The sequence below is a fragment of the Chryseobacterium sp. JV558 genome, assembly GCF_033712365.1.
GTDB lineage: Bacteria > Bacteroidota > Bacteroidia > Flavobacteriales > Weeksellaceae > Chryseobacterium.
The window spans coordinates 151,677-176,351 of record NZ_WJHU01000001.1 but is presented as its reverse complement, the minus strand read 5'-3'; the positions used below and the strand labels follow the sequence as shown (position 1 = coordinate 176,351).

24 protein-coding genes are annotated in these 24,675 nt (G+C 36.2%); 16 read left to right on the top strand and 8 right to left on the bottom strand.

Features of this window, described 5'->3' with window-relative positions; genetic code table 11:
• Positions 1 to 2: 2 nt before the first annotated feature.
• The 4 genes from GFU89_RS00865 to GFU89_RS00850 all read left to right on the top strand — a co-directional run bounded on the left by GFU89_RS00865 (position 3) and on the right by GFU89_RS00850 (position 6,961).
• A complete protein-coding gene (locus tag GFU89_RS00865) occupies positions 3 to 2,243 on the top strand; it encodes a CocE/NonD family hydrolase (protein ID WP_318845329.1) in 2,241 nt (746 codons plus the stop codon).
• Between the two features lie 183 nt (positions 2,244 to 2,426).
• Positions 2,427 to 4,679: a CocE/NonD family hydrolase gene (locus tag GFU89_RS00860; protein WP_318845328.1), complete on the top strand. Its 2,253-nt coding sequence runs from the start codon at positions 2,427 to 2,429 to the stop codon at positions 4,677 to 4,679.
• A 105-nt stretch (positions 4,680 to 4,784) separates the two neighbouring features.
• On the top strand, positions 4,785 to 6,467 hold the full coding sequence (locus GFU89_RS00855) for an APC family permease (protein WP_318845327.1): 1,683 nt from the start codon (positions 4,785 to 4,787) through the stop codon (positions 6,465 to 6,467).
• Positions 6,468 to 6,622: 155 nt separating this feature from the next.
• Positions 6,623 to 6,961 (top strand): DUF962 domain-containing protein, encoded by a 339-nt coding sequence (locus GFU89_RS00850; RefSeq protein ID WP_318845326.1) that lies wholly within the window; start codon positions 6,623 to 6,625, stop codon positions 6,959 to 6,961.
• 209 nt (positions 6,962 to 7,170) lie between these two features.
• Here GFU89_RS00850 and GFU89_RS00845 read toward each other — a convergent pair whose 3' ends face one another.
• From GFU89_RS00845 to GFU89_RS00835, 3 genes are all read right to left on the bottom strand, one after another.
• A complete protein-coding gene (locus GFU89_RS00845; RefSeq protein ID WP_318845325.1) occupies positions 7,171 to 7,635 on the bottom strand; it encodes a hypothetical protein in 465 nt (154 codons plus the stop codon).
• Positions 7,636 to 7,659: 24 nt separating this feature from the next.
• Entirely contained in the window at positions 7,660 to 8,115 is a 456-nt protein-coding gene (locus GFU89_RS00840) for a lipocalin family protein (RefSeq protein WP_318845324.1), read from the bottom strand.
• Between the two features lie 132 nt (positions 8,116 to 8,247).
• A complete protein-coding gene (locus tag GFU89_RS00835; RefSeq protein WP_318845323.1) occupies positions 8,248 to 10,269 on the bottom strand; it encodes a hypothetical protein in 2,022 nt (673 codons plus the stop codon).
• A 148-nt stretch (positions 10,270 to 10,417) separates the two neighbouring features.
• Here GFU89_RS00835 and GFU89_RS00830 point away from each other — a divergent pair, with 148 nt between their 5' ends.
• Entirely contained in the window at positions 10,418 to 11,032 is a 615-nt protein-coding gene (locus GFU89_RS00830) for a DUF4377 domain-containing protein (protein WP_318845322.1), read from the top strand.
• Between the two features lie 63 nt (positions 11,033 to 11,095).
• Here GFU89_RS00830 and GFU89_RS00825 read toward each other — a convergent pair whose 3' ends face one another.
• Positions 11,096 to 12,034: an SPFH domain-containing protein gene (locus GFU89_RS00825; RefSeq protein WP_318845321.1), complete on the bottom strand. Its 939-nt coding sequence runs from the start codon at positions 12,032 to 12,034 to the stop codon at positions 11,096 to 11,098.
• 194 nt (positions 12,035 to 12,228) lie between these two features.
• Between GFU89_RS00825 and GFU89_RS00820 the strand changes: the two genes are divergently transcribed.
• From GFU89_RS00820 to GFU89_RS00795, 6 genes are all read left to right on the top strand, one after another.
• Positions 12,229 to 12,801, top strand: coding sequence for a Crp/Fnr family transcriptional regulator (locus GFU89_RS00820; protein WP_318845320.1), 573 nt, complete (start codon positions 12,229 to 12,231; stop codon positions 12,799 to 12,801).
• A 106-nt stretch (positions 12,802 to 12,907) separates the two neighbouring features.
• Positions 12,908 to 13,441 (top strand): YceI family protein, encoded by a 534-nt coding sequence (locus GFU89_RS00815; protein WP_318845319.1) that lies wholly within the window; start codon positions 12,908 to 12,910, stop codon positions 13,439 to 13,441.
• Between the two features lie 39 nt (positions 13,442 to 13,480).
• Positions 13,481 to 13,699, top strand: a complete 219-nt coding sequence (locus tag GFU89_RS00810) for a 4-oxalocrotonate tautomerase family protein (protein WP_318845318.1) — start codon at positions 13,481 to 13,483, stop codon at positions 13,697 to 13,699.
• Positions 13,700 to 13,706: 7 nt separating this feature from the next.
• Positions 13,707 to 14,441 carry an SDR family oxidoreductase gene (locus GFU89_RS00805; protein ID WP_318845317.1) on the top strand — a complete coding sequence of 245 codons (735 nt, stop codon included), beginning with the start codon at positions 13,707 to 13,709 and terminating at the stop codon, positions 14,439 to 14,441.
• Positions 14,438 to 14,890: a nuclear transport factor 2 family protein gene (locus GFU89_RS00800; RefSeq protein WP_318845316.1), complete on the top strand. Its 453-nt coding sequence runs from the start codon at positions 14,438 to 14,440 to the stop codon at positions 14,888 to 14,890. Before GFU89_RS00805 ends, GFU89_RS00800 begins: the two co-directional genes overlap by 4 nt.
• A gap of 30 nt (positions 14,891 to 14,920) precedes the next feature.
• Positions 14,921 to 15,997, top strand: coding sequence for a nitronate monooxygenase (locus GFU89_RS00795; protein WP_318845315.1), 1,077 nt, complete (start codon positions 14,921 to 14,923; stop codon positions 15,995 to 15,997).
• Positions 15,998 to 16,000: 3 nt separating this feature from the next.
• Here the strand turns inward: GFU89_RS00795 and GFU89_RS00790 are convergent, their stop codons facing one another.
• Positions 16,001 to 17,356 (bottom strand): deoxyguanosinetriphosphate triphosphohydrolase, encoded by a 1,356-nt coding sequence (locus GFU89_RS00790; RefSeq protein ID WP_318846245.1) that lies wholly within the window; start codon positions 17,354 to 17,356, stop codon positions 16,001 to 16,003.
• 204 nt (positions 17,357 to 17,560) lie between these two features.
• On the opposite strand from GFU89_RS00790, the gene GFU89_RS00785 reads away from it, so the two are divergent.
• Positions 17,561 to 18,190, top strand: a complete 630-nt coding sequence (locus tag GFU89_RS00785; RefSeq protein ID WP_318845314.1) for a class I SAM-dependent methyltransferase — start codon at positions 17,561 to 17,563, stop codon at positions 18,188 to 18,190.
• An 89-nt stretch (positions 18,191 to 18,279) separates the two neighbouring features.
• Positions 18,280 to 19,014 (top strand): DNA-formamidopyrimidine glycosylase family protein, encoded by a 735-nt coding sequence (locus tag GFU89_RS00780; protein WP_318845313.1) that lies wholly within the window; start codon positions 18,280 to 18,282, stop codon positions 19,012 to 19,014.
• 195 nt (positions 19,015 to 19,209) lie between these two features.
• Here GFU89_RS00780 and GFU89_RS00775 read toward each other — a convergent pair whose 3' ends face one another.
• Together GFU89_RS00775 and GFU89_RS00770 are read right to left on the bottom strand one after the other, a co-directional pair.
• Positions 19,210 to 19,932 (bottom strand): LytTR family DNA-binding domain-containing protein, encoded by a 723-nt coding sequence (locus GFU89_RS00775; RefSeq protein WP_318845312.1) that lies wholly within the window; start codon positions 19,930 to 19,932, stop codon positions 19,210 to 19,212.
• Positions 19,932 to 21,008, bottom strand: coding sequence for a sensor histidine kinase (locus tag GFU89_RS00770; protein ID WP_318845311.1), 1,077 nt, complete (start codon positions 21,006 to 21,008; stop codon positions 19,932 to 19,934). The genes GFU89_RS00775 and GFU89_RS00770 overlap by 1 nt, the downstream gene beginning before the upstream one ends.
• A 191-nt stretch (positions 21,009 to 21,199) precedes the next feature.
• Here GFU89_RS00770 and GFU89_RS00765 point away from each other — a divergent pair, with 191 nt between their 5' ends.
• From GFU89_RS00765 to GFU89_RS00755, 3 genes are all read left to right on the top strand, one after another.
• Positions 21,200 to 21,628, top strand: a complete 429-nt coding sequence (locus GFU89_RS00765) for a hypothetical protein (protein ID WP_318845310.1) — start codon at positions 21,200 to 21,202, stop codon at positions 21,626 to 21,628.
• 5 nt (positions 21,629 to 21,633) lie between these two features.
• The gene (locus tag GFU89_RS00760; protein WP_318845309.1) at positions 21,634 to 22,605 is read left to right on the top strand and encodes a DUF6268 family outer membrane beta-barrel protein; all 972 of its coding nucleotides are present in this window, start codon (positions 21,634 to 21,636) and stop codon (positions 22,603 to 22,605) included.
• 274 nt (positions 22,606 to 22,879) lie between these two features.
• Positions 22,880 to 23,536: a glycosyltransferase family 32 protein gene (locus tag GFU89_RS00755; RefSeq protein ID WP_318845308.1), complete on the top strand. Its 657-nt coding sequence runs from the start codon at positions 22,880 to 22,882 to the stop codon at positions 23,534 to 23,536.
• On the opposite strand, the gene GFU89_RS00750 is transcribed toward GFU89_RS00755, so the two are convergent.
• Positions 23,533 to 23,868 carry a DMT family transporter gene (locus GFU89_RS00750; protein ID WP_047385461.1) on the bottom strand — a complete coding sequence of 112 codons (336 nt, stop codon included), beginning with the start codon at positions 23,866 to 23,868 and terminating at the stop codon, positions 23,533 to 23,535. The genes GFU89_RS00755 and GFU89_RS00750 overlap by 4 nt on opposite strands.
• Positions 23,869 to 24,675: the final 807 nt, after the last annotated feature.

Genomic DNA, 24,675 nt, shown 5'->3' with positions numbered 1-24,675 from the left:
ACATGAAATTTAAGATACTTTTAGCATTAATTTTTGTAAACCTGATGCAGGCACAAAAATTTCAGTTTCCAAAGACAGCTGTAACTGACTCTCTTATACTGGAAAAACAGATGCCGGGACTTGCTCTGCAAGTGATCCCCCAACTTCAGTCCGCAAAAAATAAACCAGAAAACAAGGTCGACCTTCTGGACAATCTTTTCCGTTTACAAATGATAGCCCAGGATTATAAAAATTCGTTGGCTTCTCTGTCAGAAAACCGCAATCTCTTTGCCGATCATCATATGGGAGACTATAGATACATAGGGTTTGAATTGTACAGCATGGCTAAAATGGCGCAAAAGGAAAGTAATATCACTTTTTCTGATGCACTTCAGAAAGCTTTTAACCAAAAATATGAAAGTCTTCCAGAAAAACTGATTCCCAGACTGCCTCTTGCGGTGGATGGCAATGTAAGAGAATCCAGAAAACAAATGAAGGCAATACTGGACGCGCAAAAGAACAAAGACAGTATAGACTACAAAACCGCTCTCTCCCTATGTAAAAGTTATCTCAACTATAAAACGTATTCAAGCATCAAACCTCAGGTGATGCAGCTGCTGGCCTCAAAAGACAAAGAAAAATTCATTATTGAAACCAAAGATCTCAAGATAAAAAACGGGAATACCTTAACGATTACTATTGTCAGAAAAAAAGGAGACACTTCCCCACTTCCTGTTATTCTTACCAATAATATTTATGCAGGTCCATTTGATCAATTCTTTGGAAAAAGAGCTGCTACTTATAATTATGTAGGAGTTGTAGTCAATACCCGCGGCAAGAGAAACAGTAATAATGTAAATGATCCTTTTGAGCATGAATCAGAAGACATCTATGAAGTGATAGACTGGATAAGCAAACAGCCATGGTGCAACGGAAAAGTAGGAATGATTGGCGGAAGTTATTTAGGTTTCAGCCAATGGGCAGCAGTAAAAAAACTACATCCAGCATTAAAGACAATTGTACCGCAGGTTGCTGTAGGAATAGGCATAGATTATCCTGCTCAGAATAATATATTTATGAGCTATATGCTGCAATGGATACAGTATGTCACCAACAACAAACTTACGGATGAAGTAGACTTTGGCAATTTTGCAAAATGGAATTTAATCAATACAGAATGGTATAAAAGCGGAAAATCATTCAGGGCTTTGGACACAATAAGTGGGAAAACCAGCAAAATCTTCCAACGATGGCTGGATCATCCGGGATATGATGAGTACTGGCAGAAAATGGTTCCTTACAAAGAGGATTTCTCTAAAATCAATATTCCTATTTTGACGACAACCGGATATTATGATGATGATCAGATAGGTGCACTGTATTATTTTAAGCAACATCATCAATACAATAAAAATGCAGATCATTATCTGGTAATAGGTCCTTATAATCATGGAGGGGCACAAAGTTTCGGTTTTACTTATGTGAACGGTAATCCTATTGATCCGGTGGCGAGAATAAGCATTGACGACCTTGCTTTTTCATGGTTTGATTATATTCTTAAAGGGGGCAAAAAACCGGAAATTTTAAAAAACAAAATTAATTTTCAGGTGATGAATACCAATACGTGGAAACATTTTCCTGATCTTGATAAAATGCATACTTCCACCGTTAAATTCTATCTTCAGGACAAGAAAAATATCTCTTCAGTGTTCAATAAGCCTGAAATTCAAAGTTTCACGAAGCAAACGGTTGATTTTAAAAACCGAGACCAAAAGGACACTTACTACAAAGTCAGCAAAAAAGACAGTATAAAAATGACCAATTCAATTGCTTTTGAAAGTGAAGTACTGGATAAGGATATGATCATCAGCGGAAATCTTTCAGGATTCTTCAATGTCTCCATCAACAAAAAAGATTTTGATACAGATACTTATCTGTACCAGATTCAGCCGGACGGAAAATCTTCTTTATTATCAACCCATATTGTAAGAGCCAGCTATGCAAAAAACAATGAAGTAAGACAGCTTCTTGAGCCCAATAAAATGGAACAAATCCCGATTAACAATTCTTATGTCATGAGTAGAAAGATAGAGAAAGGAAGCAAGCTCCTGCTGCTGGTAGGCGTTAATAAAAACCCTAACTGGCAGATCAATTATGGGACAGGTAAGGATGTAAGTGATGAAACGATAAAGGATTCCGGGGAACCTCTGGAGATAAAATGGTACAACGACAGCTACGTGGAAATACCTGTTTATAAGGATTAAAACTTTTTATTTAAACGAGTTATGGAAGACTTTATACGGTAAAAAAAGCAATGAGATTATTTCATTCTTTAATGATAAAAATTCTTAATTTAGTCGGCTAAAAAATAACCAATGAGTACTCAATGATCAGGATCATACTTTGATGTGGTACTTTTTCATCAGCAGCTCAAAAACACATCATTAATGAAATTTAAAATACTCGTAGCATTAGTTTTGGTCAACCTAATGCAGGCCCAGAAATTTTACTTTCCAAAAACAGCCACAACAGATTCTGTAATTTTGGAAAAACAAATACCAGAACTCGCTCTAAAAGTGATGACTGAACATCAGTCTCCTAAAAATAAACCGAAATCTACCGTCACATTTTTAGACAACCTATTTCGTTTACAACTCGCTGCAAAAGATTACAAAAATTCTATTGCAAGCTTAACTGATTACCGTAAAGAATACGCAGATCATAATATGGCAGGAAACAAATCTCTTGCTTATGAAATCTACAGCATGGCCAAACTGATGGAAAAGGATAAAAAAACTTCTTTTTCCAATGCCCTTCAAACATCCTTTGCAACAAAATATGAAAGTTTCCCTGATCCACTGATTGCCAAGATCGGGACCATTCTGGATGGTGATGTAAAGGAATATAAAAAATCTCTGAAAGCAGCACTTGACAAGCAAAAAGATAAGGATAGTATAGATTATGCTTCCGCTCTGGCTTTATGTAAAAATTATGTCAATTATAAGACCTATTCCAGCATCAAGCCTCAGATAATGCAGCTGCTGAAAGTAAAGGAGCAGGAAAAATTCATCATCGAAAGCAAGAACCTGACCTTAAAAAACGGAACAACACTTACGATTACTGTTGTACGAAAAAAAGAAAATACATCTCCCCTTCCCGTTATTCTTACCAATAATATTTATGCCGGAGAACTTGTAGATGCAGGGATGGGAAAAAGGGCAGCGGCTTACAATTATGTAGGAGCTGTAGTTAATACACGTGGAAAAAGAGACAGTAATGACCCCAATAATCCATTTGAAGATGAAGCACAGGATCTTTATGAAGTCATAGACTGGGTAAGTAAACAGCCATGGAGCAATGGTAAAGTAGGAATGATAGGCGGAAGCTATTTAGGATTCAGCCAATGGGCAGCTGCCAAAAAACTGCATCCGGCTTTGAAAACAATTGTACCTCAGGTTGCGGTAGGAATCGGGATCGATTATCCTGCTCAAAACAATGTATTCATGAGCTATATGATGCAATGGATCCGCTATGTCACTAATAATAAGCTGACCGATGAAGCAACCTTCACCAATTATCCAAAATGGGATTCCATCAATACAGCATGGTATAAAAGTGGCAGGTCATTCAGAGCTCTGGATTCCATCAGCGGGAAGCCCAATAAAATTTTCCAGAGATGGCTGGATCATCCCGGTTATGATAAATACTGGCAAAAAATGATTCCTTATAAAAAGGATTTTGCTAAAATAAATATTCCTGTTTTGACAACCACTGGCTATTATGATGCTGATCAGATCGGAGCTTTATATTATTATAAACAGCACCACATATACAATAAAAACCCTAACCATTATTTAGTGATAGGACCTTATGATCATGCAGGAGCTCAAAGCTATGGATACAATTATGTTTATGGTACCGGGAGCACCCTCATAGATCCTATAGCCAGAATAAGTATTGATGAACTTGCTTTTTCATGGTTCGATTATATTCTGAAAGATGGAAAAAAACCGGAACTTCTAAAGGATAAGGTCAATTTCCAGATTATGAACAGTAATACATGGAAACATGTTCCTACTCTTGATAAAATGCACTCTTCTACTCTTAAATTTTATCTTCAGGATCGTAAAAACGGTTCTTCAGTTTTTGAGAAACCCACAAGTGAGCAATTTACCAAACAGACCATTGACTTTAAAGACAGAAATCCGAAATATCTTTACCATAAAGTAAGTAAGCAGGACAGTGTCTATGTAACGAATTCCGTTTATTTTGAAAGTGAAACTCTGGACAGAGATATCATACTAAGCGGAAATTTATCCGGAGTATTCAACGTTTCCATTAATAAGAAAGATTTTGATCCCAATACCTTATTATATCAGGTGACACCGGATGGTAAGACATTTTTATTATCTACACACCTTACAAGGGCTAGCTATTCAAAAGATAATTCCAAACGTCAGCTTCTTAAGCCCGGCAAAAAGGAGCAGATCCCGATCAAAAACTCATTGTTTATGAGCAAAAAAATAGAAAAGGGAAGCAAACTGGTATTATTGGTTGGAGTTAATAAAAATAAAAGCTGGCAGGTCAACTATGGTTCTGGGAAGGATGTAAGTGATGAAACGATAAAGGATGCTAATGAACCTCTGGAAGTAAAATGGTATAACGACAGCTATGTGGAAATACCTGTTTATAAAGACTAAAGCCTTTTGTTTGAGCATTTTTACCTAAATGTTCTTAACAACTATTAACATCAAAATAAAAAATCATTACATTTGCTTTTTTTCAAATCAAATATAAGTTATTGAATGAGTCAACTTTTTAGAAGAAAAATCTATTCAGATACAGATACTTCAACGGGACTTTTAAGAGTCTTAGGTGTATGGGACATTGTATTTTTTGGTATTGCGGCCATTATCGGAGCTGGAAGTTTCAGCAGTTTGGGAGAAGCCGTTTTCAGAGGTGGTCCCGGTGTTATTCTTTTATATTTGATTTGTGGGTTTGCCTGTGGGTTTACCGCTTTATGCTATGCTGAATTTGCCAGCAGAATACCTACTGCAGGTTCTGCCTACACCTATGCCTACGCCAGTTTTGGTGAGCTGATTGCCTGGATAATCGGCTGGGCCCTGATCATGGAATATTCTTTCGGAAATATTTATGTAGCCTTTTCCTGGTCAGATTACTTCACAAGCTTTCTGGGACGTATCGGAATGCATATTCCTGATTATCTCACCTGCAGCTATACAGAAGCAAGAAAAGCGTTTCAATCTGGTTCAGAAAACAAAGAACTGTTAAACGCCTGGAAAACAGCTCCATTAATTGGAAGCTTGAAATTCATTGTAGACGTTCCGGCATTGGTAATCAACGGTTTAATTACATGGCTTTGTTATGTAGGAGTAAAGGAAAGTAAAAACTTCAACAACTCTCTGGTTATCTTAAAACTGGCAGTGATCATATTGGTAATTCTTGTAGGCTGCGCTTATGTAAACACTGAAAACTGGACTCCAATAAGCCCAACTACTGGAACACCATCATTTATGCCAAACGGTTTTGCTGGAGTAATGAGTGCAGTATCTGGAGTATTCTTCGCCTATATTGGATTTGATGCTTTAAGTGTACTTTCTGAAGAAACTAAAGATCCACAGAAAACCTTACCAAAAGGAATGATCATCTCTCTTGTATTATGTACCATAATTTATATTGCATTAACGCTTGTACTAACAGGAATGGTTGATTATAAAAAATTTGATGGCGTAGGAGATCCGCTTTCATTCATCTTTGAAAAAACAAATGCTAATGTAGCCTGGATGGAACTTGTTGTTTCCTTCGTTGCTATTGTTGCCATTACCACCGTATTATTGGTTTTCCAGATGGGACAGCCGAGAATCTGGTACGCGATGAGCCGTGACGGACTGATGCCTCAGAGATTCCAGAAGGTGCATCCAAAATATAAAACGCCTTCTTATGCAACTATTGTTACCGGAATTGTAGTAGGGATTCCTATCCTATTCACAGATAAAACATTTATCCTTGATTTTACGAGTATCGGAACTATTTTCGCGTTTGTATTGGTATGTGCAGGAGTACTTATGCTTCCGGCTAAAGAGAAGATTAAAGGTAGATTTCACCTTCCTTATGTGAATGGTAAAATCATTTTTCCTGTTGTTTTCATTGGCAGCTTATTAGTTTTCTACAAATGGCAGCCGGAGTTTTTTGACAATCTGATGAACTGGTCAGATCCTAAAGAAGGAGAATTCAGAGCTTCTATTTTCTTCTTTATCATCATCAATCTGATCTTATGTGGAGTAGCTTTTATCAAGAATTTATCATTAATTCCTCTGGTTGGTTTAAGTTCATGTCTGTATCTTCTTACAGGAATGAGCCATGAAAACTGGTTCTGGTTCGGAATGTGGTTCCTGATTGGTATGGTTATCTACTTCTGCTACGGTTACAAAAACAGTAAACTTGGAAAAGAATTAAGAAATAGCTAAAGAGTAATTAGCAAAACTGCGAAAAGGCAAAATGGCAAAAAAGTCGAACGATTGAACAGACTGATTTGCGATTTTGCCTTTTTTGTTTTTTACCCTCTAAAAAAATCGGCCGAATTATTGCTTTAACTTCAATAGAATCAATAAACTAACCCGCCATGACTGAAAGAATCAAAACCTACAGAGAATTTTATCAGTTTTACCTTACCGAACACAGTAAAACAGGAACCCGGATTTTTCATTTTATCGGAACACTGCTCGTCTTTCTCGTTATATGGTATGTCATAAGCTCCGGAAAGGAAAGGTTCCTATGGTATATTCCGATTTTCGGATATGGATTTGCGTGGTTCAGCCATGCTGTGATTGAAAGAAATAAACCAGCTACTTTTAAGTATCCGTTATGGTCTTTAATTTCAGATTTCAGACTGTTTTTTGAGTTGTTGATTGGTAAACAGAAATTCTTTAGATCGAATAATCAGCCTCAGAATCAGGAATAAGAATTAATTTATTTTTGACTTAAAACCCTTAATTTGAATAATTGAGATTCCTTGCTTTGCTCGGAATGACAAAAGCACCGTTGAAATTTTATCGAAGATAAAATCCCTGTGTATTATATACATATGGTTGTAAAAATCTTAGCGACTTTGCGTTTTCCAAAAAAAAATTCTAATCCCTATGAGATTGCTTCATCTTTGGTTCGCAATGACTATACATCAGTGGAATTTTGTTTGTTTGGCTGAAGCTTTTTCCCTATCCAATATCCCAGTGAAGGCAGAATAAAAGACAATACCACCGGGAATATTAATGACAGCCCGGAACCCTCAAGAATAATTGTTAGAGGAAAAAGATATCCATTATAAACAATGAGTGCCAGTGTAAAAAGAAAACTATCGCTGTTGTTAGTGGAAAGAATATTGAAGTCGTTTCCAAAATGATTAAACAAACCTGACATCAGGAACAGTAAGACATTCACAAAAAACACCCACAGAACCGTTCTGTAAATCATTCTCTTTTTTGCATTCAGATATCCGGCAAAGATCAGAAGCAGAGATAAAATTCCTGAAACAAAAAAATCTATACCGGAAAAATCTGTCTCACCGCCAGTTCTTCCAAAGAAATACATGGCATAGAGAACAATATTAAGGAGATAGATTATCGTTACATAATTCATACATCAAAAGTTTACTATTGGCCGTTAGTATTTTTTCTCAAGGATATCGTAGTGGATCGTGTTCACTATTTTTTCTGCGAGAGCATCTCCTTTTACTTTAATTGGATTGGAAATATAACTTGAAAAAGTCATGGTGTTATCTTTATTCAGGGTTACTTCCACTTCTTCGAGAATATTCTGGTCATCTACATAAAACTGAATTCTGTTTTCCACGATTCTCCAAAAAGAAAGTCTTGGTTCAGATGGACTGCAGTCCCCTGTTTTCCCTTCTACATAATTATAAATGGCATATCCGTCTTCCCTGATTGCATAATTTCTCATCAGACGGCAGTTATCAAATTCTTTTACCACCTTCTTTTTATTTTCGTAAAACCCGGCTTCCTTCAGTTTCCAAAACCCCGTAACGTCTTCTTTCTTTAATTTCTGGGCATTAATACAAGAAACTGCTATAAGAAAAGCAAGAGAAAATATCTTCTGCATAGATGAATCTGTGTTTTTAGATGATTTTAAACGAATATACAATAATTAGAATAAATAGTTTCGGCGAGCGGCTTCGCCGCCCGCCGAAACTATGAACCCTAAACTCTAAACTTTGAATTTTGAACTCAGCTACTATTTAAATTTCTTCTTAAAACTGAATTTAAGTCTGTTCATCAGCCCCGGTTCTATGATGTCAATTCCAATTCCGAAATTGCTGTCTGCAACGGTATGATGGTCTGTTCTGAACTTTTCAAACTCACTTTGAGGAATTTCAAGGTTGATCAGAGGATTATATTCGATGTATACACTTGCTCCGTTTTTGTTCACTTTTTTACGGCTTTTATAGTCAAAATACGGATTGGCAATGGTGCATTCCTGAACTGTATATTTTTCTTCCGTATCAATTTTCTGATCTGTATAAAGGTTGATTTCATACTTCTCGGTATCGAAATTATGCCAGAACGATAAATCTTTATGCATAAAATCTCTTGCGCTCGCCTTGATAACATTTCTGTCAAAATACATAAGGAAACGGTTGTTCTGCGGATCTACATAGTAAGGATTTTCAACAACAGCAGTATATTGAATTTTCACTTCATTCAGCTTTTTATCATCGCTTACCACGTCAATAGCTGCATCTTTGAATACATTTCGGACATCTGTACCATTCCTGTCACTCGAGTAATTCAAGCCATAGAAAAGGAAACCATTCCAGCTGTCTATAATTTCTCTTTTGTTGGTACTTTTGAAATATCTTCTCATCGCATTAGCCCTGCTTCCTTTATAGGTAGTTGACAGAGTAAACTTTCCGACAGTTCCCTGCACATTGAAATCTACTTTTTCATCAATACATAAATAAGGAAATTTAAAAGGCTTTCTTACATGAAGCTCCTGATCTTTCTTCACTTCCAGATAATGCATAAAATACATGAATCCTCTGTTTTCTATCAATCCAAATTCATCACGGATTGTAGCATCAATAAAGTATTCCTGACCTTTATAATTCACTTTTACGACAACATGATTGAAACTTAGCAGTGACGGAAGATAATATTTGATATAATAATCTGTATTGAAATTCACCAACACAACGGAAGCATCCACACCGATATAATCAAGGATCACTTTTAATAAAACTGATTTTGCTTTACAATCTCCCTGCTTATTTTCATAGGTTACAGCCGGAGCCTGTGGTTTATGTCCATTCATTTCATCCGCATTGAAGATATAATAGATGTGGTTCTGAACATATTCTATCGCAAACTGAAGTTTGTCACCCTGATCGGTAATAGCATCCAGTTTTCCAATCAGGTTCGGAGCAAAATCCTGTAAGGAAGAGGCATTGAAAATCTCCTCATAAAGGGGGACAATATAATTGGAAAGATCTTTCCAGCTGCTTTCTGTAGCAAAATCTACATAAGGAAAAATCTCCCGTCCGGAATCTACAGGGTTGATATAATCCTGTTCTTCAATCACAAACTGATCTCCTTTTTTCAAATGGTTCGTTTCCGGTTCAAGAACATTTCCCTGCTCATCTCTGAAAAATGTCTTTTTATAGGCAATGGTCTGTTCACGTTCGTTGATAAAAGTGAATTTAAAATTGCCATAAGCCCAGTAATTATCCGGACTTACCCATACATATTTTGAGAATTCCTTTCTTAGGAAATCACGGTCGGTAAATTCTTTAATCCTTGAATCTTCTAAAATCAGTACATCATACAGCCTGAGATCTTTGATGGTAATATTAATCTTTTTATTACTGCTCAAAACGCCTCCGCTGCTCTGGTTTTCACTATCAAGAACTTTAATCTTCGTATCCGGAATTTTATCTATCAGTACTCCGTCTCTTAAAACGCTGATTCTGTGAATCTGATAGACTTCATTTTCTTCCACAATGACATCAGATACGGAAGCTCTCTCCAGATTTCCCGGCTCGTTCAGGGTATAAGCCATACAGATATATTCACTGTTTTCCGTATTGCTGGTATAGTATTTTTTGTCTAAAAAGTAGCAGTAATCCCGGCCTTCATCAATTTGTTTTTTGGCAAATTCGGAGTCTTTGATTCTGTTTTTTATTTCCTCATCCCCGATATTTCCTGCCCACATTTCAGGTTTTTGAATCCTGTAATTTTCAACTTGCATCTGATTTTCCATATGTATTGTAAGAATTATGTTTTGTGATTAGTGTTTAAGAACTTCAAATTAAATGATTAAAAAAGTAAAAAGCAATAGCAGAAGTACTACAAATTCAGGAAAGCCAGTTCGGCATGGTAATTGCGAGGTATGGGAAAAAATCAAGTTTATGAAAAGTATCGCAACAATTCTAAAAGGGGCAGCACCCGCATTAGCATTATTCGCAATGACGCAGTGTACAACAGCAGCAAGTGCATCGGCAGGAGATGAAACAACCTTCATCGTAGGACCACAAACCGCAGACTGTACAGGCGTAGCTCCTATGAAATGTCTGCAGGTAAAAGAAAACGCTTCCGGAGACTGGACCAATTTCTACAGCAATATTGAAGGATTTACTTATGAACCTGGATATGAATATGTTTTAAAAGTAAAAACAGAAAAAATTGCTAATCCACCAGCTGATGGATCATCCATAAAATACACCCTGGTAAAGCAGGTTTCTAAAACGAAAAAGAAAGAAATGGCCGCCAATGAAAAAACACTTATTGTAGGAGCGCAGACCGTAGACTGTTCTGCAGGAGCAGGACGTATGAAGTGTATGCAGGTAAAAGAAAATGCTTCCAGAAACTGGACGAATTTCTACAGCAATATTGAAGGATTTACTTATGAACCCGGATATGAATATGTTTTAAAAGTAAAAACAGAAAAAATAGAGAATCCTCCGGCGGATGCTTCTTCCATCAAATACACCTTGCTAGAACAGGTTTCTAAAACGAAGAAATAATAAAAAAGGCTCCCGAAATTTTGGGAGCCTTTTTATTTTGAAATGAGTTCTAATCTTTAATTTTTAAAATCCTGCTTCTTTTTGAGGAGGATCCGGATATTTGCCTTTACTGGCCTCTCCTACCGTATTTGCCGTAGTCATAGCCACCACAAGATCATTCAGCATGCTGCTGGCTGCCGTAGGTGAATTGGGAAGAAGAACCAGATTACTTCTGTTACTTGCTCCTATGGAATGTAATGTATCATAATGCTGTGTAACAACAATAAGTGCTGATGCTTCGTGTGAATTGATTTCTACATTATTCAGCATTCTTACAGACTCTTCAAGTCCTTTTGCAATTTCTCTTCTCTGGTCGGCAATCCCCTGTCCCTGCAGTTTTTTAGATTCTGCTTCAGCTTTGGCAACCGCTACAATTCTGATTCTCTGTGCTTCAGATTCATATTCTGCAGCTGTTTTTTCTCTTTCCGCCGCGTTGATTCTGTTCATCGCATGTTTTACCTGCTCATCCGGATCAATATCTGTGACCAAAGCTTTGATAATATCATACCCGTAGCTGTTCATCGCTTCCTGAAGCTCACTTTTCACGGCAATCGCTACATCATCTTTCCTTACAAAAACATCATCCAGCTTCAACTTTGGAACTTCAGCACGCACCACATCAAAAACAAATGAAGTGATTTGATTTTCAGGATTTTCCAAACGGTAAAACGCATCTCCCACTTGATTTCTGATAACCTGATACTGAACGGAAATTTTCATTTTGATGAAAACATTATCTAATGTTTTCGTATCAATCATGACATCCAGCTGCTGAATTCTCAGATTCAGCCTTTTAGCAATCTGATCTATAATAGGCAGCTTAAGATGAAGACCGGAATGTTTTACAGCACGGAATTTTCCAAAACGTTCAATAATCGCCGCAGTTTCCTGCTTAACCACAAAGAACGAAGCGAATAAAATGATTAGCCCGAAGAAAATAACGGGCGCTAAATATATTCCCATAGTTTTTAATTTTTTAATAGGTCGTAATAAATTCTGTTTTGTTAAACATATTCATTGGTATTTGTTTAAATATATGAAAAATAAATGTAAGATTTGAAACATCATCTTCTAATAATGAAGCTTACGAATGATTGATCATTTTTAAATTAAAATTATTCCGAAAAAGACTTACTTTTGAATATTCATTATACATTATGGCTGATTCCAAAGAAATATTAAAGGATCATATCTCAAAATTTACTACTCTTACAGAAGAGCAGTTTGATTATGTTTTTGGACATTTTAACCTCATTACTTTAAAGAAAGGACAAAGTCTGATCTCGGAAGGTGATTTTGTAAATCATGAATATTTCGTCCTGGACGGCTGCCTGAAAGCCTTTTATCTGAATGACAGTATGAAAATGTTTATTCTCCAGTTTGCCATGCCTACCTGGTGGGTCACAGATTTTGATGCACTTTACAGTAAAACAAGAGCTACCATTAATGTAGACTGCATTACAAATGCTACTATTCTTTCTATTTCTAATGAAGACAGGGAAAAAATCTGCAACGAAATTCATGAGGTTGAACATTTTTTCAGATGGAGAACCAACAAAGGCTATGTAGCTGCACAGAAACGCCTGCTTTCTTTCATGAATAATGATGCTAAATTCCGGTATGAGGAGCTTTTATCAATGTATCCCCAACTGTACAATCTGGTTCCGAAACACCTGATTGCGTCTTACCTTGGAGTCACCAGAGAAACCCTGAGCAGACTTCATCAATAATCAACATCTTACAACCGTTTACCCTCTCTTCTATTTTGTGAGGTACATCACGTAACTTTTTCTTCCAATCGGCTGAACTTTGTGTCATTAATTAAACCCAATAAAAATGGACACAAAAAATTTCAAAGTCAATAGCGAAAACAGTACGATCGACTGGATCGGAAGAAAAGTAACCGGAGCTCACAACGGAACAATCGGTGTAAAAGAAGGAAACTTCACATTTGAAGACGGAAAATCTGTCTCTGGAAAATTTATCATTGATACCCGCGCTATCAAAATCCTTGATATTGAAGATGCTGAAACCAATGCTCAGTTTGCAGGCCACCTGACTTCGGACGACTTCTTCAACTCTGATCAGTTTCCTGAAGCTACTTTCGAAATCACTCATGCTGAACCAGGCGATCAGAATCTGTATTACGTAACTGGAGATCTTACCATAAAAGGTATTACCCATTCCATCAACACGAGTCTGCACATTGTAACAACAGGCGACACAGCTGTTTTAGATGCTAAAATTGTAGTTGACAGAACGAAATTCAATATCAAATTCAGATCCTCCAATTTCTTCACCAATCTTGGTGACACGCTGATCTACAACAATTTTGATTTAAATATTCATCTTGTTGCAGAGGTAAACTAACGGAACTCAAAGATCAATTAACCTTAAAAATTTACCATCATGCCATTCATAAAAGTAGATGTGCTTCGCGAAGATCTTACCCGCGAAACGAAACAACAATTAATCAGAAAAATAAGTGAAGCTGTAACTTCCGTTTTGAATAAAGATCCTCATTTGACTCATATTGTCATCAATGAAATTGAAGATGATAACTGGGGATATGCCGGAGAACAGGTTTCAGTATTAAAAGAACAGGGATTTTCAACACAAAAAAAATAAATCAGAAATGAAAAAGCAAACCGTAATCGTAACAGGAGCCTCTTCAGGAATAGGATTGGAAACAGCCCGTTATTTCTTAGATAGAGGTGATAATGTCATCATCAATTCACAAACTGCATCCAAACTAGAGGAAGTTTACAATGAATTGGGAGCCGGTGAAAATATAGCCATGGTTGCCGGAAATATAGCAGAGAAAGCAACGGGAGATGCTTTGGTAACAACAGCACTTGAAAGATTTGGATCAATAGACGTTCTTGTCAATAATGCAGGAATTTACGAGAACAAACCTTTCCTTGAAGTTACTGAAGACTATCTTGACCGTTTTTTAACAACGAATTTAAAAGGAACATTCTTTACAACACAGGCTGTGATCCCTCAAATGATCAAACAGAAAGACGGTGTGGTGATCAATGTAGGAACACCATTGGTGTATCATGCCATTGCACAGTCTCCTTCTACAGCACCTATTTCGAGCAAAGGAGCTATTCATGCTCTGACGTTGCAACTGGCTGCAGAGTTTGGAAAAGAGAATATCAGGGTAAATACCGTTGCTCCGGGATTAATCAGAACGCCGATGCATGGTGCAGGTCTTGATAACAATGCCGCAATGCACCTCATCAACCGTATCGGGGAGCCGGAAGAGGTTGCTCAGATGATTCATGCTGTTGCTAAAAATAAATTAATTTCCGGAGCCATCATCAATGTTGACGGGGGAATGGGTGCCGGACATTCTTTATCATGAAACTATTATTAATCTTTGCATGGCTGTTCAGTTTTCCATTGAACAGCCATGCACAAAATAAAAAGGATATGAAAACCAACCCAACATCAGAAACTGAAATAAGAAACGTCATTGAAAATTATTATTTCAAAGGCATTTATGAAGGAAATACAGACCTTCTTAAGAAAGCGTTCTATAAAGGCGCGCTGCTTTTTGGAGACGTAGATGGTGTTCCGTATTTCAAAACCGCAGATCAATATATTGAAGGAGTTGGAAGCCGTGTCAGTCCGGAAAAATCCGGAAAAGGTTTTAAAGCCGTTATTATTTCAATTGACGTCATTAATTCCATTGCTACAGCGAAATTAAATGTAAGAATGTATGATTTTAATTATTATAATTTCATAACTTTCAATAACATAGACGGAGAATGGCTTATCGTTAACAAGACACTGACCAACGTACATCTTTAATTCAAATTTTAATTGAAAATCAACAACATCATGTGGAATAAAAATAGAATTACAGAATTACTGGGTATTGAATATCCTATTCTGCAAGGTCCTTTTGGTGGAGGTCTTTCTACGGTTGAACTGACAACAACGGTGAGCAACCTTGGCGGATTAGGCGGATTCGGAGCATATACTTTGTCACCACAGGAAATCTATGACATTCACAAAGAAATACAAACGAAAACGGATAAACCCTACAATCTCAATCTCTGGGTAAACGATCACGATATTATTGATGAAGAGCATACAAAAAAACAGTATCAGAAAGCAACTGAAACTTTCAAGCCTTATTTCGATCTTTTAGACACAGATATTCCTGGCCTTCCACCCTCTTTTGAATCGAGATTCCAAAATCAGTTGAATGTTATTTTTGATATTAAACCTAAGGTTTTCAGCTTTATGTTTGGATTGATGGACGAAAATATCATCGAAGATCTTCATCAGCAGGGAACTATTGTTTTGGGGAATGCAACAACCTTAAATGAAGCAATTGCACTGGAAAAAATCGGAGTAGATATCATTGTGGCTTCCGGCTTTGAAAGTGGTGGCCACAGACCTTCGTTTCTGGATCAGGCCGAACTTTCTACAACGGGAACTTTTGCTTTAATTCAACTGGTAAAGGATCGTGTAAAAATTCCTGTAGTTGCTGCGGGAGGTATTGCCAACGGCCGTGGAATTGCCGGAGCTTTTCAACTGGGCGCAGAAGCAGTACAGATTGGAACAGCATTTCTGGCTACTGAAGAATCCGGAGCTTTACCGATCCATAAAGAGTTTTTATTTTCCGATGCTGCAAGATCTACCACTCTCACCAGAGCATATACCGGAAGGCTAGGACGCGGAATTACCACAAAAATATCACGAGATGTATTGGCAGCCACAGACAAAACATTACCATTTCCATTACAGACTCATTTTATGGGTGCATTGAGAAAGGCAGCTCTGGAACAGCAAAAGAATGATCTGGTATTTTTCTGGGCAGGTCAGATTGCTCCGCTTTTAAAGCATAAAAAAGCCTCCACTTTAATGAAATCATTAATCGAAGAGGCTTCTGAATTATTGAATAAATAGAATTTACACCGTCATTCCGATGTCTATTCCTTTAATTTTTCTGTATAAATCGGTAGCATAATTATCGGTCATTCCTGAAACAAAGTCTATGATTCCGAGGACTTTCTGGTAGTCTGTTCCGTTTTCGTAGACGAATTGTTTTGGGAGTAATTTCAACGCCTTTTTATCGTAAGATTTTCTTTCTTCTTCAGGCTTCAGAATAGAAGGGATAAAATGATCCAGCAATTCATACATTACGTTATATCCGGCATTTTCAATCTCTACCACAGCTTTATGGTTGTAGATTTTTTCCACGGAGAAACTTGCAATATCCTGTAAAGCTTTGTTTTCATCCTTATACATATCAAGCAGGCCATTACCTAAATTTCCTTCAAGAATCGTTTCAAAGTTGTATTTATACATCTCAAGGGACTTGTTGATTAAAGCATTAATTACTTTTGCTCTTAAGTAGGAAATCTGTTCGTTTTCATTGGAGATAGAACTTAATTTTCTCTCAATTCTCTGAACATCATCTGTTTCAGATTTTACCAGTTCAAAAAATAAGTTTTTGCAGTCTGCGGTTGAAACAATTCCCAATCTGTGGGCATCTTCCATATCGATGATGTTGTAGCAGATGTCGTCCGCCGCTTCTACCAGCCATACAAAAGGGTGTCTTTTAAAAATATGAGGCTCTTCACTTTCAGAAATAAGCTGGGTTCCTTTGGCAATTTCAAGAAATATATCTTTTTCATTCTGGAAAAACCCGAATTTCTTCCTGTGAATGATTCCTTTTTTCTTGGCTACAGCCTCGCATGGATATTTGGCAATACTTGCCAGTGTTGAAAAAGTAAGCTGAATACCTCCAGCATCTTTCCCCTGCTGCTGCTGTGCCAGCACTCTGATCGCATTGGCATTTCCTTCAAAGTTGACAAGATCTGCCCATTCCTTTTCATTGAATTTTGATTTCAGGTCTTTTTCATTTCTTTCAAAATAGCTTGCAATGGCATCTTCCCCAGAATGTCCAAAGGCAGGATTTCCTACATCATGACACAAACATGCAGCTGCAATTACGTTTCCTAAGTTATAGAGATAAAAATTCTTTGAATCTTCAGTAAGTTCACTTTTAAAATCTTCAGCAATGAATTCACCAATGATACTTCCTAAACTTCTTCCTACAGATGATACTTCCAGAGAATGCGTCAGCCTGTTGTGTACAAAAACACTTCCGGGAAGAGGAAAAACCTGCGTTTTATTCTGCAGTCTTCTGAAAGCAGAAGAGAAGATAATTCTATCGAAATCCCTTTGAAAATCAGTTCGTGAAGCTTTGGTCTGTGGATTGTTTCCTGTACGTTGATTGGTGAAAATCTGGTTTAAATTCATCATTTTTCAAAATTACTCCAAATTTTAATTGTACGGAACAGTATTTAGATTTTTATTAAACAGATCTGTCATTCAAAAAATCTATTATAGCAAACGTTTTTTAAGGATAGTAAAGCTTGAAGAAATATTCTACATTTGATGAGACTAATACAACCGAAGAATACTTATAATTCTTCTTTATCCAAATTTTAAAATTCTTTTACAATGACGGACAACACATGGCTCAACAGATGGGACGAAAGGTATAGCAGCGAAGAGTTTGCTTATGGAACAGAACCCAACAACTACCTGAGGGAAGAACTTAGTAAAATAAAACCAGGCAAGATCCTTTTCCCTGCAGAAGGTGAAGGCCGAAATGCTGTTTTTGCGGCAACTCAAGGATGGGAGGTTTCAGCATTCGATATCAGTGCCAATGGCAGAAATAAAGCGTTACAGCTTGCAGAACAATTGAGAACTACGATTGATTATCAGGTTGGAGAACTTTCAACGCTGAATTATCAGGAACAACAGTTTGATGCCATTGCTCTTATCTACGCCCATTTTCCGGGAGATATTAAATCTTCCATCCATCAAATGCTGAATCTATATCTGCGTAAAGGCGGTTTCATTATTTTCGAAGCTTTCAGTAAAAATCATCTTGAATATATCGCAAAGAATGAAAAGGTAGGCGGTCCAAAAGATATTGAATCCTTATTCTCTATTGAAGAAATTAAGGCAGACTTTCCGGATTATCACATCTTAGAATTAACAGAAACAGAGATTGAACTTAAAGAAGGATTGTTTCACAATGGAACTGGTTCTGTGATCCGTTTTGTTGGACAAAAGCTGGTCTAAAGATATATAAACAGGTTTGTTTTGGGGTAAAACGCAGGATTTTATTTGGTTATGGAATATTATTTGAATCTTTATCTCAAAACAAACGTATGCCTGAAGGTCCATCCATCCTATTAATGAAAGAAAGCCTGCAGCCATTTGCAGGTCAGCAAGTGACAGAAGTTTCAGGAAATGCCAAATTCGAGAAAGAAATTTTTATTGGCCAATCCCTTCTGGAAATCCGAACTTTTGGAAAACAAACTTATCTCGTTTTTGAAAAAGCAGCGATCCGGATTCATTTATTAATGTTTGGTTCTTACAGCATTGATGAACAGACCAAACCGGATAAGAGTTTACGTTTAGCGCTATTTTTCTCTACCGGAAGCATCTATTTTTACACCTGTTCTGTAAAATCCGTAGACCTTGAATTTCTCTCCATAATTGATTGGGAAGCTGATATAATGAGCGATCAGTGGAATCCTAAAAAAGCAGAGGAAAAACTGAAATCAAATCCAAAAATGATGGTGTGTGATGCATTGATGAATCAGGATATTTTCTCTGGGGTCGGCAATATCATTAAAAATGAAGTGCTTTTCAGAATTGGAGTACAGCCGGAAAGTTTACTGGGGAATCTTCCCGCCAAAAAAAGGAAAGAGCTTATTGCTGAAGCCAGGAATTACAGTTTTGATTTTCTGAAATGGAAAAGAGAACTTGTATTGAAAAAACACTGGCTTGTTCATACCAAATCTCTATGTCCGGTTTGTGGACAGAAATTAATTAAAAAACAAACAGGTGTTGGCAAAAGGAGGAGCTTCTATTGTGAAAAAGATCAGAAGCTTTATTAGATCAATACTATTTTAAGTTTTGGCTAAAGCCGTTGAAGGGTTTATTTATCCGAATGGGCTAAAGCCCGTTTCTATTGAATAATTTTTCCCACAGATTACACAGATTTTCACAGATAATGATGTAAATTATAATTTGGATTGCAAGCCCTGCAAAGTACGATTACTCATTACTTATTATTCATCACTCATTTTATATCAGTCTGAGTTCAGGAGTCCTCCGGCAAATTTTGTGAAAAAATCAGATCTGTAGACCTCTCCAAGAGGGATCTCGGAGTCTTCGATGTAGATATTATGATTATCAAATGAATCAATATAATTCATATTGACAACGTATGATTTGCTTACTCTGATGAAGGTTTCCCCAGATATTTTCTGATGAATGGTTTTTAAATTCATTGCCGTAATAAGCTTTTGCTGCTTTGTATGAATGACCACATAATCCTTAAGCCCTTCTATAAATTTAATATCTGAAAAACTGATTTTATAGAATCTTCGCTCTGCTTTGATGAATAAAAAGTCTGCAGTATTAGATTCTACTGTGTTTTTCACGGTGTCTTTAGACAAAAGTTCGGTATAAAGTATGGCTTTCTCAATAGCCTTTTCCAGCCTCTGGGGATCAATAGGCTTCAGCAGGTAATCTACCGCTTCCAGTTCGTAACTTTTTAGTGCATATTGAGAATAGGCTGTTGTAAAGATAATCAGTGATTTTTTGGGAAGCATTTCTGCAAACTCAAGGCCAGTCACCATAGGCATTTCAATATCCAGGAAAATAAGGTCTACATCATTATCTTTAACAAAATCAAGTGCAGCCGGTGCATTGGAAAATTCACCAAGAATATCAATATTGGAAATTTCAGCGATCAGCGATCTCATTTCCGATCTTGCCAGGGGTTCATCATCAACGATAATACAATTCATCACACGGGAATTTTTAAATTTACACTATATTCTTTTTCACCTGATTCTATCTGCAGATTGAAGGTATCACTATAGAGAAGCTCAAGCCTTCTGGTGATGTTCGCCAGTCCAAGTCCGCTACTTTTTTTGTCCGAAACAATATAACCTGCATTTCTGGAGTTGACACACATAAAATGAAGCTGCTTATTCTCGATACTGATTTTTATCTTCACATATGACTCTCCCCCACTAATATCTACGCTATGTTTGACGGCATTTTCAACAAAAGTGGTAAACAGGTTTGGCGGGATAAACGTACTGTTGAGCATTCTTTTATCAACATCGGTCTGAATATCAAATGAGAAATTATCCCGTCTTATCTTTTCGAGGTTTAAAAAGTTGGACAGAAAATCAATTTCTGAAGTCAACAGTGTTTTTTCTTCACTGTTTTCATACAGCTGGTATCTGAGAAATTCAGAAAGCTTTACAATAACAACAGAAGCTTTTGCAGGATCTGTTCTGATGAGTGCTTTTACATTATTCAGCATATTAAAGAGAAAATGGGGATTGATCTGGTTTCTCAGTTCATTCAACTCCATATTCAGGGTAAGGTTGCTCAGCTCGCTGATCCTTTTATTATCACTGATCCATTTTTGTAAAAGTTTTACGGTTGTGGTTGTGAGAATAATCGGGATACACATCAGAACACCTTCATAGATTCCTCCTTTTTCGTTATCCTTCGGAATATATTGCGTTCTGAATTCTCCAAAAAAATATTTGAAACTATACCCAATGAAATTGAGTCCCATCACTCCCATCAGAACAAGCAATACAAGATAAGTAAGGTATTTTGTTTTAAAGAAAAACCGTGGGACCAATACATATATATTAATGTAAACCATTGCAATAAGAACGGTATAGACAAAGAATAAAACATAGTATTGATAGATTCCGGAATACCAGTGCCAGAATCTCGCGCTATACAGCATAAAGAAAAAGAAGATCAGAAACAGCAGATGCCTTCGGAGTCCGTACTTCGCTTCCACCAAAAAATCCATTACAAAGGTTTCTTCAAATTTCTGCGGACTGTATTTCATACGATAGGCTCATTTTATCATTAACAAAAATAGACAATAACGGAAATTACAACTATTTTATTATACAAAACCTGCATTTTATTATACCAATTATAGAACTCCGGGATTTTGTATAAAATACCTGCCATTTTGTATAAAAACAAATTCACGCTCTGCTTTTCTCTATTCCTTTGTCCTGTAAAATAACACTTATGGAATTAACAGCTTTTCATGAACTGACTCAGGAAATATCATTAGAATGCTTCTTTATGACAGAATCTCAACAGGAAGAAAAAGTAATACAGCTCATAGATTTACATCATTTTGTAGAATGTTTTGAACCAAAAATGAAAATTCTCAGCTATCTCCACCATCCTATTAATATTGTAGAAGATCATGGTGATAAAAAAGGAATTCTGTTTTGTGATCTGAACCACTCTCCTGTGCCTGACAGTAATGCTTCTGAAGAGTTTAGAAGAAGATATGGGCTCTCGGAACTCTGGTTTGTTTTTGTAGAGGAAACCCATATTCCGGATACAGGCAGCTATACGGATGCAGTCATTGAAAACAGTCTGGATATCTTCTATGACAAAATTTTCACCTTCAATTTTTTTCAATCTGTAATTCAAACCTTAAAATAAACACCATGAAAGCATTAAGAAGAGTACTTGTCCCACTGGCAATACTCCCTTTAAAAAACATTACTTATGCCCAGAAAAAAGACAGTATTCCATTAAAAGTACGTGCTTTTTTTGCTGATAAAATTCCGCAGGCACGTAACTTTAATGTTGAATACACCTTTGTCACTCCTTCCTCATTCTCTTCACAGCTTCAGGGGCAGGATCTTCCGGACAACAAGGTAAAAAGTTTTCAGCAGATGAAAGCAGATGCCAATATTTACTTTATCAAAAAGAGGAACTGGCTTTTGAGTACTACACTGAACTATCGCTACACTTCAATCACAAACGAGAATCCTGTCATCCTCGGAACTGAAACCGAGAAAGATTTCCATTATCATTCAGAATCGGTCAATCTGAGTTATTTTTCGAGATTATTCAAAAAGACAGCCATTTATTCCGCCAGCATTTCTGCAGATGGAAGTGATCAGCATTTTGAACGTATCAGAGGTTTGGTAACCGCTTCATTAGTTTTAAAAGCCACTCCGAAAACAAAAATGTCCATTGGGTTGGCAGGTATTATTGATCCCAGTACGCAGATTCCAGTGCTGCCTATCTTTGCTTATGAAAACAGATTCAATAACGGATGGGTATTGGATGTTCTACTTCCGAAAAAAGTATTGATACGAAAAGATATTTCTTCCAATGGAAGACTGTCTCTGGGAACGGAAATGGATAATACATCATTTTATACTTACCACAATAATAATACGTACGAATTCCGGCAGGTTGCCATCAATTCCGGTGTGATCTATGAGCATAATCTGGGTGGAAACTTCATAGGAACATTTAAAACCGGGCTCAGAGCAAATATAAACTCAAGGGCTTTTAATAAACAGGATTCCTTCAATGATTATCTATGGAAAGGAACTTATAAACCTTCACTCTATTTCAATGCCGGAATTTCTTATAATCCTTTTGAAAGAAAAAGAACAAAATAAAATCAACAAAGCTTTTCTCAGCCTGTGCTTAATTTTGATTTTTACAATATCTGAACTTATTTTCAATATTCCCAGATCAGGAGATTAAAAGAAAATTAAAATTTCTTATCTCCGGCATTTAACCATTTTCACAAAAAACAATCAAAACTTCAGCTAAGCATAAGCTGTTTCACATTCAGAGATTATCTCTCTTATGAAAAATCTCATTAGTGTACGAACATAGTTGATGAAAAATGATTTCAGGATTTTAATAAGAACATACTAAAAATAGAAAATGGCAGTACCTAAACAAATATTTCAGACTTTTATAACCAAAAAACTTCCTTTGATTACACGATATCATGTCTGGAATATGAAAAGAAAAAACCCGGGATACCGCTATTTTTTCTATGATGACCAGGATATAGAGAAATTTATCACCGAAGAATTTCCTCCTGAATATATTGAAAGCTATCGTAAACTGACTATAGGAGCTTCAAAAGCCGATTTCTTCAGATATGCTGTTTTATATAAAAAAGGCGGAATATATCTGGATATCGACAGCAGCATTATAAAACCGTTTGAAAAACTTATCAAGGAAGATGATGAAGCTGTGATCAGCGTGGAAAGACACGAAAATCTGTATGTTCAATGGGCACTTATTTTCAATAAAAATCATCCTTTTCTAAAGAAAACATTAGAATTGATGATTGATAATATAAACAATCACCGCTACCCACATAATATACATGCTACAACAGGTCCTACCGTGTTCAGTAATGGGATCAGAGAATCTTTGAAAGAAAATCCCGCCATACCTTTTACTTTGTTTGAGGGAATTGAATTCCGGGGCTATTTAAAATTCAAATATAAACTGGGAAAGTTTTTCTTATACAAAAAAAGGTCTCAACATTGGAAACAGATGCAAAAGCATCAGGAGATTATTTTTTAATGCGTTCCCATTTTTGAAAATACATTAATAATAATCACTCCTATTACGATCAGAGCAATACCAATAATAGCTGGCAGGTCCGGAATCTGCTTAAAAGCAATAACCCCAATCATTGTTATAAAGACAATTCCCACTCCGGACCAGATTGCATAGGTAATTCCTACAGGAATCTGACGAAGGGTGAGACTTAGAAAATAAAAAGCACAGGCATATCCTATGACGGTCACTACGGATGGCCATAGTTTGGAGAATTCCTCAGATTTTTTCAGAAAACTCGTAGCGATGATCTCAAATACAATAGCTAAAGCAAGAAAAATATAACTGCGTCCCATAAATTTATTCTTTGTACAAAAGTAACAAAAGCACTTCGGTACTTCCAAAAAGGAATAGCAATAGAATTCTCTGTTTGTCCAAAGACAGCAAATATTTCTCCGTGTTTATTACACTGTGAAAACTCTCAGTTTTTAAACGACTAATCATCTGATTACACTTTCCACAGGCACTTAAGTCATCTTAAGTGCCTTATATTTAATTGCATTCAAGATTTGAATGGTTTGAAAAAGTATGCCACTATGCAATCTTTTTTTTCTGTTCTGACACAAAAACAATATTTCTCCATGTCATGAAATGTGACAGATGACAAAAATTCCGAATGAAAAACGATGCTAAAAATAAATTTTCTTAACATGAAAATCCTTTTCGCGTGAAAAATTTACATTCAAAAAAAGTGGTTTAAAACAATATTATGCTGCGCATTATTTATTATTTGTTTTATCAACTCCAATATAGAAGTCAATAAACGGTTAACATTTTCACATAATTTTACAGAGAGAATAATAAAAGTATTAATAAATTCTCAATAATGCATTAATTTAATGTAAACAAAAATTAACCAATAAATGAACACAAACCTACGTAATACACTGATATACATCATAAGTATTTACTTTGGCACATGATTTGAAAGTAGTAATATTGCAATTGAAAGATTGATAAAAAAAAGTCAAATAATTAAAAATAATACAAAATGGTAACTTATATCGGCATCGTAACAGGTTTAGTAGTAATCACTTCATATTTCATGACAGTAAGAAGAGAAAGAAACTAATTTAAAATAAAGCAAGCCTATAGAAAATCTA